The sequence below is a fragment of the Nonomuraea sp. NPDC003560 genome (assembly GCF_042878785.1).
Lineage (GTDB): Bacteria > Actinomycetota > Actinomycetes > Streptosporangiales > Streptosporangiaceae > Nonomuraea.
Map to the genome: position 1 here is coordinate 176,000 of NZ_JBIAOF010000009.1, position 17,978 is coordinate 193,977.

Here is a 17,978-nt window from a genome sequence, read left to right on the forward strand (position 1 = left end):
TTCGGGCGGAGTCATGACGGAGGCTCGTGGGCGCTGAATTGGGGCCGTGGGGCTTCGGCGGCCTTCACTGCGGCCGAACGGCGACCGATTCGGCGGAGAGCGTGACCTCGACGGTGATGTGCGGATTGTCCGGCTGCGGGAGCTGAAGACCACGCTTGAACTCCTCGGTATCGTCCGGCATCACCTTCGGCTGGATTGTGACCTTGACCTGGCCGGTCTCCTCATCTGGGTGCGCCGTCATCGTGGCCACCTCAGGACGGGACCGGAGCCAGGAGACGACCGTCTCCTGGGCCTGCCGGAGCTCCGAGGCCGAGAATCGCTTGCCGCCGATCAGGGTGACCTCCAGGGGGAGGGTCCTGGCCAGCTCGATCGCGCGAGCCGGGATGGGACCCTTGAAGCCGACGCGCAGCCCCCGCTGGCCGTCGACGTAGCTGATGCCGGAGATCTCGTCAGGGAACTCCGCATGAAGTTTGTCGATCACCTGGCTGTTGGACGACTGTGAGCCGAAGCGGTCGATGGCCTCCTCGTAGGAGATGCCCTCCGATCTGGCGACGGCCCCGAGGTCGACCAGCTCGGCGTAGGGGATGCCGTCGATGACCACGTCCGGGTCGGTCACCGCAGGGTCGTAACCCTCGAAGTCCGTCGGCCTGGGGGAGGAGGTGGCAGCCACCCGGGTCGCGTACCGCTTGACGACCTCCTCCAGGGGTCGGCCCGACGACGCCGCCTCCCGTTTGAGTCGCTCCAGGGTGGGCCGATGCGCTTTGGGCTGATCGGCCCGCGGCAACACGATCGTCTCGGTCCCGGCCACAGAAGGCGCCGGGCCGGCACCGGACTGGCCGCAGGCGCACAACGACGCGAGCAGCGCGATGACGGTCAACCGCGATCTCTTCATACCAAGAGGACGCCCCGCCGGCCTGGAGGGTTCAGCCAGACATCCCGTCCAGTACGGCGAAGCCCGTTCATCGAAGTGCGTCTCCAACGCGGACCTTGCGTGCCCACCATGGAGGCCGCGGCTCCCGGCCCTGCGGGAGACCAGGTGGGCGGGCGATCCGACATCACTGCGCCCTTCCTGAGGATGAACTCAGCGGGAGCTCCGGTGGGCGGCGAGGGCTCATGGCTCCTGGTTCGCGGCGAGTGTTCCTCCTCGGCCCGGATACCCGTGCCGGACGCTGCGGATGGCCGCCGCGCCGTACCGGTTCGGCTACCCCGGCCACCGAACGGAGTGGCTGTGAGCGGCATCCTCCTCGGCCGAGGACGTCTGTCGATTGCGCCGAGGCCGGGACGGAGCCGCGCGACGAGGACGCCTTCCCCGAAATCTGGTGGGGGCGGAGGTGAACCGTGGCCCGCCAAGAGCGCGGCCACGGTGGCGCGATGCGGGTCGAGCCCTAGTTGGTTCGGGCCGTCCTGGCGGCCTGCTCGATCTTCGCGCAGTAGGCGGCACGGGCTGCCTCGTCGATCTGCTCCTCGTATTCGGCGCGCGACCCGGTCCGGCCGTCGAGGCCCTCGCGCAGGATGTCGGCGTGCCCGGCATGCCGGGTGGACTCGCCGAGGACGTGGACCATGATGGCGAACAGGTTCATGTGCCAGGCCGGCGTTGACTCCGGCCACCACGGCACGTGGCCGGGGGCGTCGAGGGGCAGCTCGTTGATCGTCGCGTCCGAGTGTTCCCACGTGCGCCGGTAGAACCCGATGATCTGATCGCGAGTCTCGTCCTCGGTCGCCCACAGATCGCTGCCGTCGGAGTCCTGCCATCGGGGCAGCGGTTCCGGGGAAGGGCGGTCGAAGACCTCGCCGAAGTACCTGGCTTCGACGGTGGCCAGGTGTTTGACCAGGCCGAGGAGGTTGGTCCCGGTCACTGTCAAAGGTCGGCGGGCATCGTATTCGGACAGGCCGTCGAGCTTCCAGAGCAGCGCCTTGCGGTCCCGTCGCAGTCTCTCGTGGAGGTTGTCTTTCGCGAAATCGTCAATCATGGGTCACGATCCTGTCAGGCTGCGCCCCCGCTGGAGGCGGCCCTCCGCTCCCGAACATGTCCCCAGCCGTCAGGTAGCGGAGTGAGAGATCACGATTGCGGTTCGTGATCATTTCGGAGCGGTGAATGTGACTGACTGGGTGGGCCTTCTGCTTGACCGTGTTCGTGCGCGGGGTGGACGAAGAACGGGTCGCTGTCGCGGGCGCCGTGCTGGCGGTGGTAGGCCGGGTGCACGGTCGGCGGCCACGTGGCCGTGGCGGTTAGCCGCACCGGGATCCCCAGTGACAACTCGCGGCGGCGTCTTGCAGGGACCGGACTCTGATCATGGGGAACTGCTTCTTGTAGCGGCCGGCTCTGGCGGTGGCAGGTAGCGGGTCGTCGTCGATCCGGCGGGGAGGTCCCCCTCGGTAGGTGAACCCGATGGGGAATCCCCTGAACGCCGGGATCCCGCCCGATCACGATGATCAGACGGGATCCCGGCGGCTTCAGTCGAGCCCTGCCGGAGAACGGCTCCTTGCGCGTCTCGATTCTCCGACGGCTCGAACGGCTTCCTGATGGGGCGGGCCTATCGGAGGTTCTGTTGGTCCAGCCAGGTGGCGATCGCCGCGGCGATCGCTTCGGGCTGGTCCTCCGCCGCGTGGTGCCCGGCTGGGCCGCAGTGTTCGACCTGCAGTCCCGCGACGTTGTCCTTGCACCAGGCGGCGACCTCCGGAGTGATGAGCAGCGTGGGTGAGAAATCGAAGGTGAGCAGGAGCTTGGGGACATCCCGGCTGTCGGCCAGCCAAGTTCCGTACGCGCTGATCCTGGCGGTCACATCGGCAGGGTCGCCGTCGATCGGCAGCGACCGGGTCCAGTTCAGCAGGGGGCGGCGACTCTCTCGAGTGGGGTACGGCAGGCGGTACACGTCGAGGTCCTCGGCGCCGAGCGGGTTCAGCACTCCCCCGGTGTAGGCGGCTTCGACGAAGAGGTGCGTGTCGAGCACCAGCGCCTCGCCCTCGGCGGTGCGGAACCGCGCGGTGTGGGCGCGGGCCTGCTCGGAGAGTTCGCTTGAGTCGATCGGCCGCACGATCGTCTCGAAGAAGGCCACGCCACGCACCCTGCCGGGGTTTCGGGCCGCCCAGTCGAAGGCGAGCGAGCCGCCCCAGTCGTGGCCGACGAGCACGATGTCGTCCAGGCCGAGGGCGTCGAAGAAGGCGTCCAGGTAGCGGGCGTGGTCGGCGAACCGGTAGTCGCCGACCGGCTTGCCCGAGCGGCCCATGCCGATGAGGTCAGGGGCGATCAGCCGTCCCGCGCCGACCAGCGGGAGGATCGTGCGCCACATGTGGGAGGAGGAGGGGTTGCCGTGCAGGAAGACGACGGTGGCTCCGCTGCCGTGGTCTTCGTAGTGAATCGTCGAGTCGAGGACGTCGATGCTGGGCATGATGGGCGCTTCCTTGTCTTCAGCCTGCGAACAGCACGCCGTTGGCCCTGGCCAGGACGGTGTTGAGCACGCGGGCCGCGACGGTGAGGTCCTCGGCGGGCAGGTCGCCCCACAGCCCCTGGATGATCGGGCCGAGCGCGGTGCGCACCTGCGTCCACTGCTGCTGACCGGCCTCGCTGACCTGCACGTCGCCGCCTTCGCCGCCGTCCTTCAGCAGGCCCGCGGCGGTCAACTCGGCGATGCGCTCGGCCACGGACGCCTCGCTGAACTTGGTGGCCTTGCTGACCTTGCCGATGAGCTCGGCGCGGTCGATGGTCCCGCCGCTCACCGAGGTCAGCGTGAGCGTGACCCACTGGGGTTCGGTGATGCCGGTCCCGTCGAGCTGACGCTCCAGGATCGCGTTGAGGGTCTTCTCGGTCTGGCCGATGAGCGCGGTGCCGAAGGGCAGGGTGGGTGCCATGACTCCATCCAATCCAGCGAAATAGAACGTTTGTCTGATTAACGGTCGGGCTTCGCGGATCAGCTCGCGCGGGTCCAGAGGGGGGTGATCCGCTGCTCACGGAATCGCCAGCCCGCCGGCGTCCGCACCGCGATGCCCCCCATGCGCAGCCCGCCGGTGAAGTGGGGCGCTTGGCCGTCGCGGTAGTAGAACACGAGCGAGTAAGCAGAGACGGCGGCCTCATCGCCGTCGATCTCCGCCAGCAGGTCGGTGGTCAGGTGCTGGGCCTGCTGCCCCTCGACCTCGCTCTTGCGCATGAAGTCGACGACGTTGTCGATGCCGCGCAGTTCGCCTCCACGGGGCGAGTGCACCGCCACGTCGTCGGCGAAGACAGTGTGCGCATCCGCCCAGCGCTTCTCGTCGAGCAGGCGGGCGAAGCGGGCGAACAGATCGGCGATCTCGATGCGGTCGGCGACCGCGGTGTTCGTGGACACAGTGCCCTCTTCCATTAGTTGAATTAACGTTCATGTGACAAACGTTTGTGATGTGAACGAAGCTACATCGTTAGTGGGGCGAACGCAACAGGAGGTAGGATCGGCGGCATGACCAGCAGAGCCGACGCCTCGGACATGCCGCACGACGGCGAGACGAAGACGCCGGACAGGCTGCGCCGACGGGCCAGCCGCCTCCTGTCCGGCCTGACCGCACAGTCGGACCGGCTGGTGAACGACGGACTGGCCAAGGTCGACGCCCGCAAGTGGCACTACGCCGTACTGGCCTCGTTGCAGGAGCACGGCCCGGGCAGCCAGGCGACGCTGAGCCGGCGCACCGGCATCTACCGCAGCGACATGGTCGGCGTACTCAACGAGCTGGCCGAGCGCGGCCTCATCGAACGGACGCCGGATCCCGATGACCGCCGCCGCAACGTCATCACGATCACCGCCCAAGGCCGCCGGCGCCTGCGCCGCCTCGACCAGGTCCTCGACGACCTCCACGACGAGCTGCTCGCCCCGCTCGCTCCCGCCGAACGCGACCAGCTCGTCCAGCTACTCACTCGCCTGCTGGACCACCACATGCACGCACCGGAGCCCCGGTCTCCCAACCCCCACCCTCCTGCCCCTTCCATGGCTGGCCCCAGGTAGAGATCAATGCCGGCATCCCTATGCCCCCGAAATGCCCAGGGCTGTGCCGTACAGGCGCTTGACGTGCAGTCTGATCACGCACCGGCGCTCCTCGGAAGGTCCCTCGCTCCAGCAGAAGGTCTTGATCATGATGTTGGGTCGCCGCCGAGGTGTCGGGATTAGAAGATTTAACGACACCCTCTGATCGGGCCCCGCAAGTCCTCTCGAAAACCGGGCATCGACCGACGAACCGTGACGTCAGATAGCCGGTTCCGCACACGCATTGACGACAGGATTTTCCGACAGGAAGATCGGGCTCCAACCCTTCCGAGGAGAGTCCGGTGCAGATCGTCTACTCCCGCGTCTCCACCGCGACCCAGTCCCTGCCGCGGCAGCGCCATATCCTCACTGAGGTCGGCCTTCTTGTGCGCGCCGAAGGTGTCGCCGAGGGATTCCGGCCTGCCGACGGCGTCCTCCTCTTCGAGGACCCCGCCACCACCTCCAAGATCCCCGCCCTCGACCGGCCCGCGTTCGGCAAGATCGCCGCCAGGGCGCACCCCGGCGACACCCTGACGGTCTCGGAGCTGTTCCGGCTCTGCCGCGACCTGCTCGACATCCACGCCGTCCGCAACTGGTGTCAGGCCCGCGGCGTCGCCCTGCGCGTCCTGTCCGGACCGCTGTCGAACTTCCATGATCTGGCCGCAGGCGACGCGACCACCGCCGTCATCATCAACGTGATCACCGCCGTCGGCCAGTTCCAGCGTGACATCCAGAACGAGCTCACCGTCGAGGGGATCGCCGCAGCCGAGGCCGAAGGCCGCTACCGCGGCCGGCCACCCGCGCTGGACGGTGACCGGCGCGAGGACGTGCGGGCGGCCTTCGGGGAGGGCACGTCGATCGCGGTCCTGGCACGGGCTCATGGGGTAAGCCGGGCGGCCGTGCGAACCGCCCTGGCCGACCTGCTGCCCGGCCAGGGCGTCCAGGCTCGGCCATCGGCGTGATCGACGGGAAGGGTCAGGCGACCAGGTCGAGGTTGAGACGGCGGCCCATGTCGATGTCGATCGTGCCGTACAGGCTGGCGTTGGACCAGAACAGCGGCGAGAGTCCTCGCTTGTCGGCGTCCGTCAAATTCTTCTGCCAGGCGGTGTCCTTGAGGACGGACTGAACCAGCAAGGTGTTGATGAAGACGAGCGCCGACTGGAGCAGGTGAAGGCTGAGCATGGAGACCTCCTGATGCTCCTTGTCGCTGCCGGGGATGGTGCCGGCGCTGCCGTAGAACAGGTCGGTGTTGGCGGAGTTCCAGTTCTCCACCACCTGCAAGCCCTCATGGATCTCGCGGCGCAGCTGCTCGGAGGCGACGTACTCGGCAACGAAGATGCTCTTGACCGCCTTGCTGAGTTCCTCGATGGCCTTGTAGGTGGGATGCTTGGGGCCGCCGCGAGTGAAACGGCGCAGCACCTGCTCCGCCTCGGCCGTGCCCAGCCGCAGCGCGGTGGCGTACTTGACCATCTGGTCGTACTGCTGAGCGATGATCTCCCGGTCGATCGGCTTGTCGGCCACCATGTCGCTCAGACAGGACGGGACGGTATCGCCGGCCTCGGCCTTGACGAGCTTCTGCTGCGCGATCCGCTTGATCCGCGGCAGCAGCTTGAATCCCGGCAGATGGGAGAACGCGAACCCGACCAGGGATTGGCCATGACTATCGGTGTACTGGCGGTCGATGGTGGCGTCGGTGCAGTGCCGCAGCACGCCCTCCATCATCGCAGCGACCTCGGAGGCGTTGCAGGTCCGAAGCTGGGAGTAGACGCACACTGATTTCCGGTCGATGTGCCAGTAGATCATGACGCCGGGGCCGCCGTACCGGGCGTGGTATTCGGTCATCAGGTTCGACGACCAGGACCCGAACTTCTTCGAGTCCGACGCGCACGCGGTCCCGTTGCCCCACCACAGCGGGTCCCGCATCCGCAGGGTGGCGTTGACCAGCGTCGCGATCGCCACGCGGAGATTGTCGCGGTTGACGAACAGGTGCCGGGTCGCGCGCAGGGCCGCCTCGGTCTCGCCATGCCGGCCGCCGTCGGCGACCCGCTTGATCCCCACGTTCGTGCCGAGCGCGTACAGCACCAGCAGCAGGCGTTTGCGGATCACCTCCCGCGGGGTCGCCTCCCGGGTCGCGACCGTGGTGAACGCGTCGGTGAAGTCGGTGACGAAGTCCGACTCCTTCAGGAAGTCCAGCAGGTCGATGATCCCCCAGCGGGCGGCGACCTCGGTGTGCAGCGCCCGCAGGTTCTCCGGAACCTTCAGCTTGCCCAGATCAGGGATGTGCCAGCGCGGCTCGCCGCGCAGCGTCTTCACCTTCGTCCCACCGGACTTGTTCCTGCTGACCGCCTCCCCACAGGCGGCCATCGCCGCCCGCATCGCCTCCTTCAACGACTCGATGAACACGCCGGCGTCCAGCGGCTGGTGCTGGGTCTCGTAGTGGACGTCCCGGTTGTCCTCGAAGTCGGTCGGCAGATCCTCCTCGGGGTTCCGCCAGCGGCGGGCACCGGCGACGTAGATCTCGCGGCGGCGGCAACGCCTCAGCAGCGCCGCCCGCAGTCCCTCGTCCGTGAACACCATCGGGCAGATCTTGTCCGCCAGCCATTCGGCCAGCACATCCTCATCCGCCCGCGTCGACTCCCGGAACCCCAGCGCCTCCCGCACCTGCTTGCGGTGATACTCGATCGTCGACCCCGACCGCCGGTACTCCGTGAACAGGACCGGGTCGACCTTCACCTGCCCCGCCACGTAGTCGACAGCGGCCTTCGGGACCTCACCCGAATGCCGCGGGAACCGGCCCTCCTGCTCGAAGAACTTCAGCAGCAGACCGAAGCCCAGCCGCGTCGCTCCTGTCTTATTCCCCACCAGTTCCCAGTCGCCGTCCAGCAGCGTCCACGCCGCGATCAGCTCTTCCGGCTCCCACTCCCGACGCACCCGAAACCGCCCTCCACCTGACCGTCTCCGACACGTACACGATCAAGTAGAAACCCTGACCAACCAGCCCCGTTCACCCACCCGCAACGACCACGATCCGTAATCGTCATAGCTCACTTAGCTACCTTGGGGCTGGGGCCAGCTTCGGGAGCGGAGGGCCGAGACGGTGGCGAAGCGTGTGTCGCCCAGCGCTGGACGGCTGGAGGCGTGGACGCGCGTACCCGCCTCTTCACGGCCGGCTCGAACTCGCTGCGGGAGCCGGCGGTGCACGTGGCGGTGAAGGGGTTCGAGGTGCTGGAACCGCCCGGAGCTGACGGGGTGCCCCTCCGCGGCGTGCCGGGCGGCCTCCATCCAATATGTTAACCGGGGTTGCCGTTTCTTGCAGAGAGGTGCGTACGTGGCCGAGTCCGACGAGCTGGAGTCGCTCATCTCGCAGGGGCGCAAGCATGGGGTGCGCAAGCGGGTCATCCTGCTGCAGGCGGCCCGGCTCTTCGTGGAGCGTGGTTACGCCGACACCGGGATCGACGACATCGGGGCCGCGGTGGGCATCTCCGGGCCCGCGGTCTACCGGCACTTCCCCGGCAAGCAGGCCATCCTCCTCGCCCTGATCGAGTTGTCGCTGGAACGCCTTCAGGAGGGGACGCAAGCCGCGCTGGCCGACCGGGACCGGGATCCGCAGGAGGCGCTGATCGCCCTGGTGGACTGGTTCTCCCGGTCGTCCGTCGAGAACCGGAGTCTGACTCTGATCATGCAGGCCGAGCTGCTGTGGCTGCCGGAGCGGGATCGGCGGCTGCTCAACCGCCGGATGCGGCAGATACGTGAGGAATGGGTCGGGCTGCTGATCGAGGTACGGCCGGAGCTGTCGGACCTCGCGGCGCGGATCGCCGTCACCTCCGTCATGGGGATGGTGACGGCGGTGCTCGCCGCCCGGCTGAGCGATGACATCGGGGCGCTGAGCGTGCACCTGCGGGCCCAGATGCTCGCCGTCCTGCAGGTGCCGGCTGGGTTGTGACGGCTCTGGATCAAGCAAAAAGTTAACGTGGATATACTTTTTGCAGTGGGGGGGCGCTGTGGGAGCGGACTCGGCGCACGGTCCGTGCGCGCCCGTCCTCGTACGGGACGTCGTAGCGCCAGTCGTCGCCACTGGTGCGAGCCAGAACGAGGGGCAGAATGATGGAACGCATGGTCGAGGCCAACGGGATCCGCCTGTGGTGCGAGACGTTCGGTGACCCGGCCGACCCCGCGCTGCTGCTCGTGATGGGGCTCGGCGCCCGAGGCGCCACCTGGCCCGACGAGCTCTGCCGCCTTCTCCAGAAGGAAGGCCGGTACGTCATCCGCTACGACAACCGCGACACCGGGCTGTCCGGCCGCGTGGATTACGAGGCCCACCCGTACACCATGATCGACCTCGCCCAGGACGCCATCGGCCTGCTCGACGGCTTGGGCATCGCCACGGCGGACGTGGTCGGCGCGTCGATGGGCGGCATGATCGCCCAGGAGATCGCGCTCGAACACGCTGACCGGCTGCGCAGCCTGACGGTCATCATGTCGAGCGCCGAGCCCCTCGACCCTGCGACCAACACCTTCCGCGGCACGGTACGCGATCCACGACTGGCAGCCTGGGACGCCGAACAGATCGCCAACCCGCCCGGCACCCGGGAGGAGCACGTCGAATCGCATCTCAAGCTGGCCCGCATTCTCGCCGGACGATTGACGGCGTTCGACGAGGCGGCCACGCGCGCGATCATCGAGCGGGAGATCGAGAACGCCACCGATGCGGGCCACGCCTCGAAGAACCACATCCTCGCGGCCTTCGCCTCCCGCGACCGTTCCGGGCTGGTCGGCTCGATCACCGCTCCGACTCTGGTGATTCACGGCTCTGACGATCCCATGGCGCCCTTCGCTCACGGCCAGGCCCTGGCGGCGGCGATTCCCGGCAGCGAGTTCCTGCCCATCGAGGGAATGGGGCACGGGTTCCCGCCGCCGGTGATTCCTCGGATCTCCGCCGCGATCCTCCGGCACACCGGGCGCTAGCCGACAACCTGCCGTGCACGACCGGGGCTCGTGGTCACCAGAAGCGCACCTCGGGCCAGTCCGGTGACGGCCCGTCCAGGGCGGGGGCGGGCTTGTGCTTGAGGTGCAGGTCCAAGAAGGCGGTGACGTACCTGCGGGTGATCGCGATGGCGCGTTCGCCGTCGATCGGGGTCTTGGGCAGGCCGAGTTGCGGCTGGAGCACCGCGTAGTCGATGAAGCTCATGTGCTCGGCCCCCGTCACGGTCAGCCACCGCTTCCAGTCGCCGGTCACGTGCGGCCAGAACGTGTCCCACGAGCCGTCGGGGCCGCCGGATCTCGGTTGGTGCCGGGGGTTGCCGATCATCATGAAGGGCTTGTCCAGCGGCTGGGCGGGGATCCTCGGGTTGTAGGTGCCGTCGAGGTTGACCACCGCCTTGATCCGCCGGGAGTCGGGCAGCAGGTGCGCGGCGCTCTGGCCGCCGACCGAATGTCCGACCATCGCGATGCGCCGCTCGTCGATCAGCGCGTTCCAGCGCCTGCTCCGGTCCAGCTCGTCGAGGACGAACGCGGTGTCGGCGGCCCTGACCCGGGCCACCTTCTCGCCCGTCTCGGGGGTCTGACCGGCCTTGCCGGCCTCGAAGGTGACGGTACGGCCGTCGGGGAAGGTGGTGGCGACCGACTCGTAGGTGTGCTCGACGGCCGCCACCAGGTAGCCGCGGGTGGCGAACTCCTCGGCCAGCGAGGTCATCGTCGCGCGGGGCAGCGTCATGCCGGGCGACAGGACCACCAGGGGCCATCCGCCCTTCCGCCTGACCGCGGGGGCGTCGGCGCGGGCGTGCGTCCTGGTCCTGGCGAGCGTGTCGGACGGGAGGTCCTTGAGCTGCGGCACGCCCTTGAGGACCAGTTCCGACTCCTTCGGCGTGAGGTACGGCGCCGGCCTGCCCGTCCCTCTGTGGGCTGGGTACCAGAGGGAGACCATCAGCTCGCGGGCGTCGCGGCCGGTCACCCAGGGGTCGGGGCGGCCGCGGTCCACCAGGTGCAGGTCCACCTTGCCGATCGGGTACGGGCCGGTCGGCGCGGGCAGCGCGGTCACGGGCGCGGTGGTCACGGCTTCAGCAGCCGCGGCTTGGGCGGGGTACGGAGTGGTCGCGGCGAGCGCGAGGGCACCCGCGACAAGGATCTTGTGCATGCGCTCCACCGTGCCGCGCACCCCCGCCGGACCGTCCCCGGCGAAAGTCACAGGCCATGTGCGACTTTCGTAGGGGATGGGTGGCCTGCCGGGACTTGTAGCCTCTGGCCATGATTGACCGGACATCGACGATCGCCGAACGGGTCACGCCGTGGGCGCTCGGCACGACGGTTCTCCTGCTGTCCATGGCCTCGGTGACCGGTTCGGCAGGTGTGCGGTCCGCGCTGCCCCTGCCGGTGCTCGTGGCGGTGGCGGCGTGCTGCGGGGTGGCCGCGGCGCTCGGGCGGCGGTGGTTGTGGCCGCTCGTCGTGGTGGGCGCGGTGGCCCACGTCTGGCTGGTGATGTGGCCCGCCGCGGTGGTGGCCTCCTACTACGCGGGCACGCGGCTCCGCCGCCGTCGCGACCTGTGGCTCTACGTCGCCGGCGCGGTCGTGCTGTTCGCGCTCGCGGGGCTGGTGTCCTCCTGGAACGAGGGGTATCGCGCGCTGGTCGCGGGCACTGCCGTCAACGTGCTGCTGATGGGCGGCGCGATGCTCGGGCTGCCGCTGGTCGCCGGCCTGTGGGTGGGTGCCCGGCGGCAGGTGCTCGACGCGATGCGCGAGCAGTCCGAGCAGTTGCTGCGCGAGCAGGTGCTCCGCGCCGACCAGGCGCGCGACCAGGAGCGGGCGCGCATCGCGCGGGAGATGCACGACGTGGTCGCCCACCGGGTGTCCTTGATGGTGCTGCACGCCGGGGCGCTGGAGGTCAACGCCCCCGACGCCCGTACGGCCGAGGCCGCCGCGCTCATCGGCGGCGTGGGCAGGGAGGCGCTGACGAACCTGCGGGAGGTGCTGGGCGTGCTGCGCTCGCCCGATCCGGGACGCGGCCCGCAGCCCACGCTGGCCGACCTCGACCGCCTGCTCGACCAGTCCCGGGCCCTGGGCATCGTGGTCAACCGCCACGACGAGGGACGTCCCCGTCCGCTGCCGCCCACCGCGGAGCGCACCGCCTACCGGGTGGTTCAGGAGGCGCTGACCAACGTGCACAAACACGCGGGCGACGCCGAGACCGACGTCTACGTCCGATACCGGCCGGCCGAGCTGGAGGTGCTGGTCCGGAACCGGTCCTGCGCGGCGGCGGACGGCGACCTGCCCGGCTCGGGCTGGGGCCTGGTGGGGCTGCGCGAACGCGTCGAGCTGGCCGGCGGCAGGCTGGAGGCCGGTCCCCGGGACGAGGGCGGCTTCCAGGTGCTGGCCGGGATCCCCGCCGCATGATCCGCGTCCTGGTCGTGGATGACGAGGCGCTGGTCAGGTCGGGGTTGCGGCTGATCCTGGAGGCGGCGGGCGAGATCGTGGTCGTCGGCGAGGCGGCCGACGGCGACGGAGCCGTGGCCGCGGTGACCCGGCTCAGGCCGGAGGTGGTCCTGATGGACGTGCGCATGCCCGGCACCGACGGCCTGACCGCCGCCGCCCGCATCCTGGCCGCCCCGGACGCGCCCAAGTTGATCATGCTCACCACGTTCGACCTGGACGAGTACGTCCACGAGGCGCTCCGGCTCGGCGCGGTGGGCTTCCTGCTCAAGGACACCCCGCCGCGCGACCTGGCCGCCGCCGTCCGGACGGTCGCGGCGGGCCAGGCCATGTTGTCCCCCACCGTCATCAAGCGGCTGATCGGCTCGTTCGTGGACCGGGCGCCCTCCCGTGCCGAGTCGGCGCGCAGGCGGCTCGCGGCGCTGACGGCCAGGGAGGAGGACGTGATCAGGGCCGTGGCCCGCGGCCTGTCGAACGCCGAGATCGGCCGGGAGCTCAGGCTGACGGAGGCCACGGTGAAGGCGCACGTCAGCCGGGTGCTGAGCAAGCTGGCCCTGGCCAACCGGGTGCAGGCCGCCATCCTCGTGCACGACGCCGACCTGGGCTGACCGTCCTGCACGACGCCGAGCCGAGGAGTCAGCGCAGGGGGCGGAAGAAGGTCCTGACGTCCTCGACGAGCAGGTCGGGGGCCTCCATGGCGGCGAAGTGGCCGCCGCGGTCGAACTCCGACCAGTGCACGACGTTGTGCTCGCGCTCGGCGATCCGGCGCACCCCGGCGTCCCCGGGGAAGACGGCGACGCCGTGCGGCAGCCCGGAGTACTCGGCCACCGCGCCCCAGCCCTTCTGCCCCTCCTTGTAGAGGCGGGCCGAGGAGGCGGCGGTCCCGGTGAACCAGTAGACGCTCACGTCGGTGAGCAACTGGTCGAGGTCCACCGCGTCCTCGGGCAGCTCGCGGGCGGGGTCGGTCCACTCCTTGAACTTCTCCACGATCCACGCCAGTTGCGCGGCGGGGGAGTCGTGCAGTCCGAACGCTAGGGTCTGCGGGCGGGTCGCCTGGATGATCGCGTAACCGGCCCGGTCCTGGTCCTGGTACTGGCCGAGGCGGGCGAGCTCGGCGGGGGTGAGCTCGCGCAGCTCGGCCGGGTCGCCGCTGGGGAAGCCGAGCGCGCCGTTGACGTGCACGCCGACGACGTTCCCTGGCGCGGCGCGGCCGAGCATCGGCGAGATCACCGAGCCGCTGTCACCGCCCTGCGCGCCGTACCGGAGGTAGCCGAGGCGGTCCATCAGCTCGGCCCACGCCCGCGCGACCCGCTCCAGGTCCCAGCCGGGCTCGGTGGTGGGGCCCGAGAAGCCGAAGCCGGGGATCGAGGGGGCGACGACGTGGAAGGCGTCGGCCGGGTCGCCGCCGTGGGCCGCCGGGTCGGTGAGCGGGCCGATGACGTTCATGAACTCGGCGACCGAGCCCGGCCAGCCGTGCGTGACGATCAGCGGCAGCGCGCCGGGCTCGGGGGAGCGGACGTGCAGGAAGTGCACGTTCTGCCCGTCGATGAGGGTGGTGAACTGCTCGAAGGCGTTCAGCCGCCGCTCGGCGTCCCGCCAGTCGAACGAGGTGCGCCAGTACTCGGCCAGCCTCTTCGCGTAGCCCACCGGGACGCCGTAGGACCAGCCGACGCCGGGCAGCTCGTCCGGCCAGCGGGTCGCCGCCAGCCGGGCGCGCAGGTCGTCCAGCTGGGCCTGCGGGATGTCGATGCGGAACGGGTGGATGCGCGGGTCGTCGTTCATGTCCATGACCGTAGACAAGGGTTAGGACAGCTTCGGTCCTAGGATGGACGGCATGCTGGAGACGTCGGCGCGTTTGTTGCGTTTGTTGTCGCTGTTGCAGACCCCCAGGGAGTGGTCAGGGGCAGAGCTGGCCGAGCGGCTCGGCGTCTCGCCCCGCACGGTCCGCCGCGACGTCGACCGGCTGCGCGAGCTCGGCTACGTCGTGGACGCCACCCCGGGCACGGCCGGATACCGGCTCGGCGCCGGGGCCGGGCTCCCGCCGCTGCTGCTCGACGACGAGGAGGCGGTCGCGGTCGCCATCGGGCTCGGCACGGCGGCGGTCTCCGGCGTGACCGGCATCCAGGAGACCTCGGTCCGGGCCCTGGCCAAGCTCGAACAGGTGCTGCCGGCCCGGCTCCGGCACCGCGTCGGCGACCTGCGTTCGGTCACGGTCCCGCTGGCGGGGGCTGCGGAGGCGGTGGACCCGGCCGCGCTCACGGCGATCGCCGCGGCGGTCCGCCGCCGGGAGAGCCTGCGGTTCGACTACCGCTCCCACGACGGCGTCGGGGATCGCCGTGCCGCGGAGCCGTACCGGCTGGTCAACTCGGGTCGCCGCTGGTACCTGGTGGCCTGGGACACCGGCCGGGCGGACTGGCGCACGTTCCGCGTCGACCGGCTGCGGCTGCACACCCCGAACGGCCCGCGTTTCACGCCTCGCGAGCCGCCCGCCGCCGACCTCGTGCGTTACGTCTCCGAGCGGATCTCCGTCGATCCCTACCGCTACCAGGGGCGGTTCACGGTGCGGGCGCCGGCGGACGTCGTCGCCGCCCGGATGCCGCCGACCATGGCGGTGGTCGAGCCGGCCGGCGACGGCTCCTGCGTCCTGTCCGCCGGGTCGCACTCGCTGGACGAGCTGGCGATGTGGGTCGCGCAGCTCGGCGTGCCGTTCGAGGTGCACGAGCCGCCCGAGCTCGTCCGGCACGTCCGCGCCCTCGCCGCCCGTCTCCTCGAAGCCGTCCCCGATGCCGATCCGGCGTGACCGCGGCTACGGCTGCCCGTCGGGCTGAGCGAGCCAGGCCAGGCACCGGCGGGTCAGTTCCGGGTCGCGGGCCGCGTCCAGGTGGCCCCTTCCGGGGTGCACGGTCACCCTGATCCGGCCGGCGTGCCGGGGGTAGACGTGCTCGATCGTCTCGCGGAAGCGCAGCGCGCCCTGCGGCGGCACGTGGCTGTCGTCGGCGCCGCACTCGAAGGCGATGGCCGGGCCAGCGCCACCGCGCAGTCGCCGCCCATCGACACCCCGCCCGCGACCGCGCCGGGTCCCGCGCCGAGCTCCGCGGCCGCCCAGTCCAGGACCCGGACGCACTCCACCGTCGTACGGCCCAGCAGCGGCCACATCTCCTGGCGGAAGTCGCCCAGGACGCGCTCGGTCAGCTGCGCGGCGCTCTCACCGCCGCGCCGGCCGTGCCGCCACGGGTCCAGGCTGACGGCGGTCATGCCCTGTCCGGCCAGCTCGCGCATGGCGGGCAGGCAGGCTTGCGTGCTGCCGCCCAGGTGCGGGAGCCACAACGCCACGGTGGCTCCGCCCGCGCCGGCCGGCGGCTCGATCCATGCCACGGGGACGTCGTCCACCCACCCGTGACGCACGCCCTCGCTCTCCTCAGTGCTCATCACGATCTCCTCCGACTCGAAAGTGCCAGATTCCCCGTTCGCCGCGACGTAGTCGGGGCCGGGGTGGCGCGGCCGGCATCTCCCGTGCCACACTCACTGTTATAGAACTCTTGTCAGAGTTATAGAACGAGGTGAGCAGGATGCGAGAAGCGACGCCACTGCGCGAGCCCGTCCCGGCGGCCGGACCGATGGGCGAGCCGGGAGCCCGCGGCCGGTTCGGCGAGTACGGCGGCCGGTACGCGCCGGAGTCCCTGGTGGAGGCGTGCCGTGAGGTGGACGAGGCGTTCCGGCAGGCGTGGGCGGACCCCGGCTTCCGCGGCGAGCTGGCCGAACTGCTCGCGCTGCACGCCGGACGGCCGACCCCGCTGACCCCGGCCCGCCGGCTGTCGGGGGAGCTGGGCGTGCGGCTCCTCCTCAAACGCGAGGACCTCACCCACACCGGCTCCCACAAGATCAACAACGTGCTGGGCCAGGCGCTGCTCGCCAGGCGGATGGGACGGCGCCGGCTGATCGCCGAGACGGGAGCGGGCCAGCACGGCGTGGCCACCGCGACCGCCGCCGCGCTGCTCGGGCTGGAGGCCACCGTCTTCATGGGCGAGCGCGACATCGCGCGGCAGGGCCTGAACGTCTTCCGCATGCGCATGCTGGGCGCCGAGGTGGTCCCGGTCACCACGGGCAGCCGCACGCTCAAGGACGCCACCAGCGAGGCCATGCGGCACTGGGTCGGCGTCACCGGCGACACCCACTACTGCGTCGGCTCGGTCATCGGGCCGGACCCCTACCCGTGGATGGTCAGGGAGTTCCAGCGGGTCATCGGCGAGGAGGCGCGCGCCCAGTTCGCGGCCGGCCAGCCGACCGGCGTCCCGGACCACGTCGTCGCGTGCGTCGGCGGCGGCTCCAACGCGGCCGGCACGTTCGCCGGCTTCGCCGGCACCACGGCGCGCTTCGTCGGCGTCGAGGCGGAGGGCGGCGCCGGGGCGGCCCGCGGCAGGCTCGGCGTCCTGCACGGCTGCCGCTCGCTGTTCCTCCAGGACGACGACGGCCAGATCGTCGAGGCCCACTCCGTCGCCGCCGGACTCGACTACCCGGGCGTCGGCCCCGAGCACGCCCACCTGCGCGAACTGGGCCGGGCCCGGTACGTCACGGTGACCGACGAGGAGGCCGTCGCCGCGGCGCTGCGGCTGGCGCGCACCGAGGGCATCGTCCCGGCGCTCGAATCGGCGCACGCCCTGGCCTGGGTGATCCGCGCGGCCGGCGGCGAGCTGCCCGCCGGATCGACCGTCCTGATGACGCTGTCGGGCCGGGGCGACAAGGACGTCTCCGCCCTGAAGGAGCTGCTGTGACCGACATCCTGACCCCCGGCGCGGTCGAGCGCCACCTGCGTGCCCGCCGGGACACCGGCCGCGCCCTGCTCATGCCGTACGTCACCGGCGGCATCACGCCCGGGTGGACGGCTTACCTGCGGGCGTTCGCCGCGGCCGGCGCGGACGCCGTCGAGGTCGGCCTGCCCTTCTCCGACCCCACGCTGGACGGCGTCACCGTCCAGCAGGCGAGCCAGGCGGCGCTGGCCCGGGGGGCGAGCACCCGCCGGATCCTCGCCGACCTCGCCGACGTGCGGGACGTGGGCGTGCCGCTGATCGCCAGCACCTACTACAACCTCGTGCTGCACGACGGGCCCGAGGCGTTCTGCGCGGCGCTCCGGCGGGCCGGCGTCGACGGCCTGATCGTGCCCGACCTGCCGGTGCACGAGGCGGACGAGCTGGCGGACGTGGCCGCCGCCGCCGGGATCGACCTGGTCCTGCTGGCCTCACCGGCGACGCCGGAGCCGAGGCTGGCCGAGATCGCGCGCCGCAGCCGCGGATTCGTCTACGCGGTGTCGCTGATGGGCACCACCGGCGAGCGGGCCACCCTGGCCGCCTCGGCCGCGGAGCTCACCGCCCGGCTCAGACGCAGCACCGACCGGCCGATCTTGCTAGGATTTGGCATTTCCACGCCTGACCAGGCGCGGGAGGCCGGCCGGCACGCCGACGGAGTGGTGGTCGGGGCCGCGGTCATGCGGCGGGTGCTCGACGGCGCCGGGCCGGACGACCTGCGGGCCTTCGTCGCGACCCTGCGGAAGGCCCTCGACCAGGAGTGACG

19 protein-coding genes are annotated in these 17,978 nt (G+C 70.8%); 10 read left to right on the forward strand and 9 right to left on the reverse strand.

Annotated features, from left to right (window positions below; genetic code table 11):
* Positions 1-64 precede the first annotated feature (64 nt).
* The 5 genes from ACFYUV_RS32010 to ACFYUV_RS32030 form a co-directional block, all read right to left on the reverse strand.
* The gene (locus ACFYUV_RS32010; protein WP_387674843.1) at positions 65-877 is read right to left on the reverse strand and encodes a hypothetical protein; all 813 of its coding nucleotides are present in this window, start codon (positions 875-877) and stop codon (positions 65-67) included.
* Positions 878-1,385: 508 nt separating this feature from the next.
* Positions 1,386-1,970, reverse strand: a complete 585-nt coding sequence (locus tag ACFYUV_RS32015) for a DinB family protein (protein WP_387674844.1) — start codon at positions 1,968-1,970, stop codon at positions 1,386-1,388.
* A gap of 564 nt (positions 1,971-2,534) precedes the next feature.
* Positions 2,535-3,389, reverse strand: coding sequence for a haloalkane dehalogenase (locus ACFYUV_RS32020; protein ID WP_079319111.1), 855 nt, complete (start codon positions 3,387-3,389; stop codon positions 2,535-2,537).
* A 19-nt stretch (positions 3,390-3,408) separates the two neighbouring features.
* Positions 3,409-3,849, reverse strand: a complete 441-nt coding sequence (locus ACFYUV_RS32025) for a winged helix DNA-binding protein (protein ID WP_079319112.1) — start codon at positions 3,847-3,849, stop codon at positions 3,409-3,411.
* A gap of 59 nt (positions 3,850-3,908) precedes the next feature.
* Positions 3,909-4,322 carry a nuclear transport factor 2 family protein gene (locus ACFYUV_RS32030; protein WP_079319113.1) on the reverse strand — a complete coding sequence of 138 codons (414 nt, stop codon included), beginning with the start codon at positions 4,320-4,322 and terminating at the stop codon, positions 3,909-3,911.
* A 108-nt stretch (positions 4,323-4,430) separates the two neighbouring features.
* Here ACFYUV_RS32030 and ACFYUV_RS32035 point away from each other — a divergent pair, with 108 nt between their 5' ends.
* The gene (locus tag ACFYUV_RS32035; RefSeq protein ID WP_079319114.1) at positions 4,431-4,970 is read left to right on the forward strand and encodes a MarR family winged helix-turn-helix transcriptional regulator; all 540 of its coding nucleotides are present in this window, start codon (positions 4,431-4,433) and stop codon (positions 4,968-4,970) included.
* A 320-nt stretch (positions 4,971-5,290) separates the two neighbouring features.
* On the forward strand, positions 5,291-5,950 hold the full coding sequence (locus tag ACFYUV_RS32040) for a recombinase family protein (protein WP_387674850.1): 660 nt from the start codon (positions 5,291-5,293) through the stop codon (positions 5,948-5,950).
* A 13-nt stretch (positions 5,951-5,963) separates the two neighbouring features.
* Here the strand turns inward: ACFYUV_RS32040 and ACFYUV_RS32045 are convergent, their stop codons facing one another.
* Positions 5,964-7,919: a Tn3 family transposase gene (locus tag ACFYUV_RS32045; RefSeq protein WP_387674852.1), complete on the reverse strand. Its 1,956-nt coding sequence runs from the start codon at positions 7,917-7,919 to the stop codon at positions 5,964-5,966.
* Positions 7,920-8,126: 207 nt separating this feature from the next.
* On the opposite strand from ACFYUV_RS32045, the gene ACFYUV_RS32050 reads away from it, so the two are divergent.
* The 3 genes from ACFYUV_RS32050 (at position 8,127) to ACFYUV_RS32060 (ending at position 9,953) form a co-directional block, all read left to right on the forward strand.
* Complete coding sequence (locus ACFYUV_RS32050) at positions 8,127-8,282, forward strand: hypothetical protein (protein WP_387674855.1); 156 nt, start codon at positions 8,127-8,129, stop codon at positions 8,280-8,282.
* A gap of 34 nt (positions 8,283-8,316) precedes the next feature.
* The gene (locus tag ACFYUV_RS32055) at positions 8,317-8,931 is read left to right on the forward strand and encodes a TetR/AcrR family transcriptional regulator (protein WP_387674858.1); all 615 of its coding nucleotides are present in this window, start codon (positions 8,317-8,319) and stop codon (positions 8,929-8,931) included.
* 170 nt (positions 8,932-9,101) lie between these two features.
* A complete protein-coding gene (locus tag ACFYUV_RS32060; protein WP_387674860.1) occupies positions 9,102-9,953 on the forward strand; it encodes an alpha/beta fold hydrolase in 852 nt (283 codons plus the stop codon).
* Between the two features lie 34 nt (positions 9,954-9,987).
* On the opposite strand, the gene ACFYUV_RS32065 is transcribed toward ACFYUV_RS32060, so the two are convergent.
* Positions 9,988-11,121: an alpha/beta hydrolase family protein gene (locus ACFYUV_RS32065; RefSeq protein WP_387674863.1), complete on the reverse strand. Its 1,134-nt coding sequence runs from the start codon at positions 11,119-11,121 to the stop codon at positions 9,988-9,990.
* A 110-nt stretch (positions 11,122-11,231) separates the two neighbouring features.
* Between ACFYUV_RS32065 and ACFYUV_RS32070 the strand changes: the two genes are divergently transcribed.
* The gene (locus tag ACFYUV_RS32070; RefSeq protein WP_387674865.1) at positions 11,232-12,374 is read left to right on the forward strand and encodes a sensor histidine kinase; all 1,143 of its coding nucleotides are present in this window, start codon (positions 11,232-11,234) and stop codon (positions 12,372-12,374) included.
* The gene (locus tag ACFYUV_RS32075; RefSeq protein ID WP_387674868.1) at positions 12,371-13,018 is read left to right on the forward strand and encodes a response regulator; all 648 of its coding nucleotides are present in this window, start codon (positions 12,371-12,373) and stop codon (positions 13,016-13,018) included. Before ACFYUV_RS32070 ends, ACFYUV_RS32075 begins: the two co-directional genes overlap by 4 nt.
* Positions 13,019-13,046: 28 nt before the next feature.
* Here ACFYUV_RS32075 and ACFYUV_RS32080 read toward each other — a convergent pair whose 3' ends face one another.
* Positions 13,047-14,192: an epoxide hydrolase family protein gene (locus tag ACFYUV_RS32080; protein WP_387674871.1), complete on the reverse strand. Its 1,146-nt coding sequence runs from the start codon at positions 14,190-14,192 to the stop codon at positions 13,047-13,049.
* Between the two features lie 52 nt (positions 14,193-14,244).
* Between ACFYUV_RS32080 and ACFYUV_RS32085 the strand changes: the two genes are divergently transcribed.
* Positions 14,245-15,210 (forward strand): helix-turn-helix transcriptional regulator, encoded by a 966-nt coding sequence (locus ACFYUV_RS32085; protein WP_387674873.1) that lies wholly within the window; start codon positions 14,245-14,247, stop codon positions 15,208-15,210.
* A 104-nt stretch (positions 15,211-15,314) separates the two neighbouring features.
* Here ACFYUV_RS32085 and ACFYUV_RS32090 read toward each other — a convergent pair whose 3' ends face one another.
* Positions 15,315-15,839, reverse strand: coding sequence for a hypothetical protein (locus tag ACFYUV_RS32090; protein ID WP_387674876.1), 525 nt, complete (start codon positions 15,837-15,839; stop codon positions 15,315-15,317).
* A gap of 140 nt (positions 15,840-15,979) precedes the next feature.
* Between ACFYUV_RS32090 and trpB the strand changes: the two genes are divergently transcribed.
* Together trpB and trpA are read left to right on the forward strand one after the other, a co-directional pair.
* Positions 15,980-17,182, forward strand: a complete 1,203-nt coding sequence (gene trpB, locus ACFYUV_RS32095; protein ID WP_387674879.1) for a tryptophan synthase subunit beta — start codon at positions 15,980-15,982, stop codon at positions 17,180-17,182.
* Positions 17,179-17,976: a tryptophan synthase subunit alpha gene (gene trpA / locus ACFYUV_RS32100; protein ID WP_387674882.1), complete on the forward strand. Its 798-nt coding sequence runs from the start codon at positions 17,179-17,181 to the stop codon at positions 17,974-17,976. Before trpB ends, trpA begins: the two co-directional genes overlap by 4 nt.
* The last annotated feature ends 2 nt before the right edge of the window (positions 17,977-17,978 follow it).

Excerpts from the sequence above, each read along its gene's own strand:
- ACFYUV_RS32015 (WP_387674844.1), bottom strand. The coding sequence starts at position 1,970 with ATGATTGACGATTTCGCGAAAGACAACCTCCACGAGAGACTGCGACGG.
- ACFYUV_RS32090 (WP_387674876.1), bottom strand. The coding sequence starts at position 15,839 with ATGAGCACTGAGGAGAGCGAGGGCGTGCGTCACGGGTGGGTGGACGAC.
- ACFYUV_RS32035 (WP_079319114.1), top strand. The coding sequence starts at position 4,431 with ATGACCAGCAGAGCCGACGCCTCGGACATGCCGCACGACGGCGAGACG.
- ACFYUV_RS32080 (WP_387674871.1), bottom strand. The coding sequence starts at position 14,192 with ATGAACGACGACCCGCGCATCCACCCGTTCCGCATCGACATCCCGCAG.
- ACFYUV_RS32020 (WP_079319111.1), bottom strand. The coding sequence starts at position 3,389 with ATGCCCAGCATCGACGTCCTCGACTCGACGATTCACTACGAAGACCAC.
- trpB (WP_387674879.1), top strand. The coding sequence starts at position 15,980 with ATGCGAGAAGCGACGCCACTGCGCGAGCCCGTCCCGGCGGCCGGACCG.
- ACFYUV_RS32075 (WP_387674868.1), top strand. The coding sequence starts at position 12,371 with ATGATCCGCGTCCTGGTCGTGGATGACGAGGCGCTGGTCAGGTCGGGG.
- ACFYUV_RS32065 (WP_387674863.1), bottom strand. The coding sequence starts at position 11,121 with ATGCACAAGATCCTTGTCGCGGGTGCCCTCGCGCTCGCCGCGACCACT.
- ACFYUV_RS32060 (WP_387674860.1), top strand. The coding sequence starts at position 9,102 with ATGGTCGAGGCCAACGGGATCCGCCTGTGGTGCGAGACGTTCGGTGAC.
- ACFYUV_RS32070 (WP_387674865.1), top strand. The coding sequence starts at position 11,232 with ATGATTGACCGGACATCGACGATCGCCGAACGGGTCACGCCGTGGGCG.
- ACFYUV_RS32085 (WP_387674873.1), top strand. The coding sequence starts at position 14,245 with ATGCTGGAGACGTCGGCGCGTTTGTTGCGTTTGTTGTCGCTGTTGCAG.
- ACFYUV_RS32025 (WP_079319112.1), bottom strand. The coding sequence starts at position 3,849 with ATGGCACCCACCCTGCCCTTCGGCACCGCGCTCATCGGCCAGACCGAG.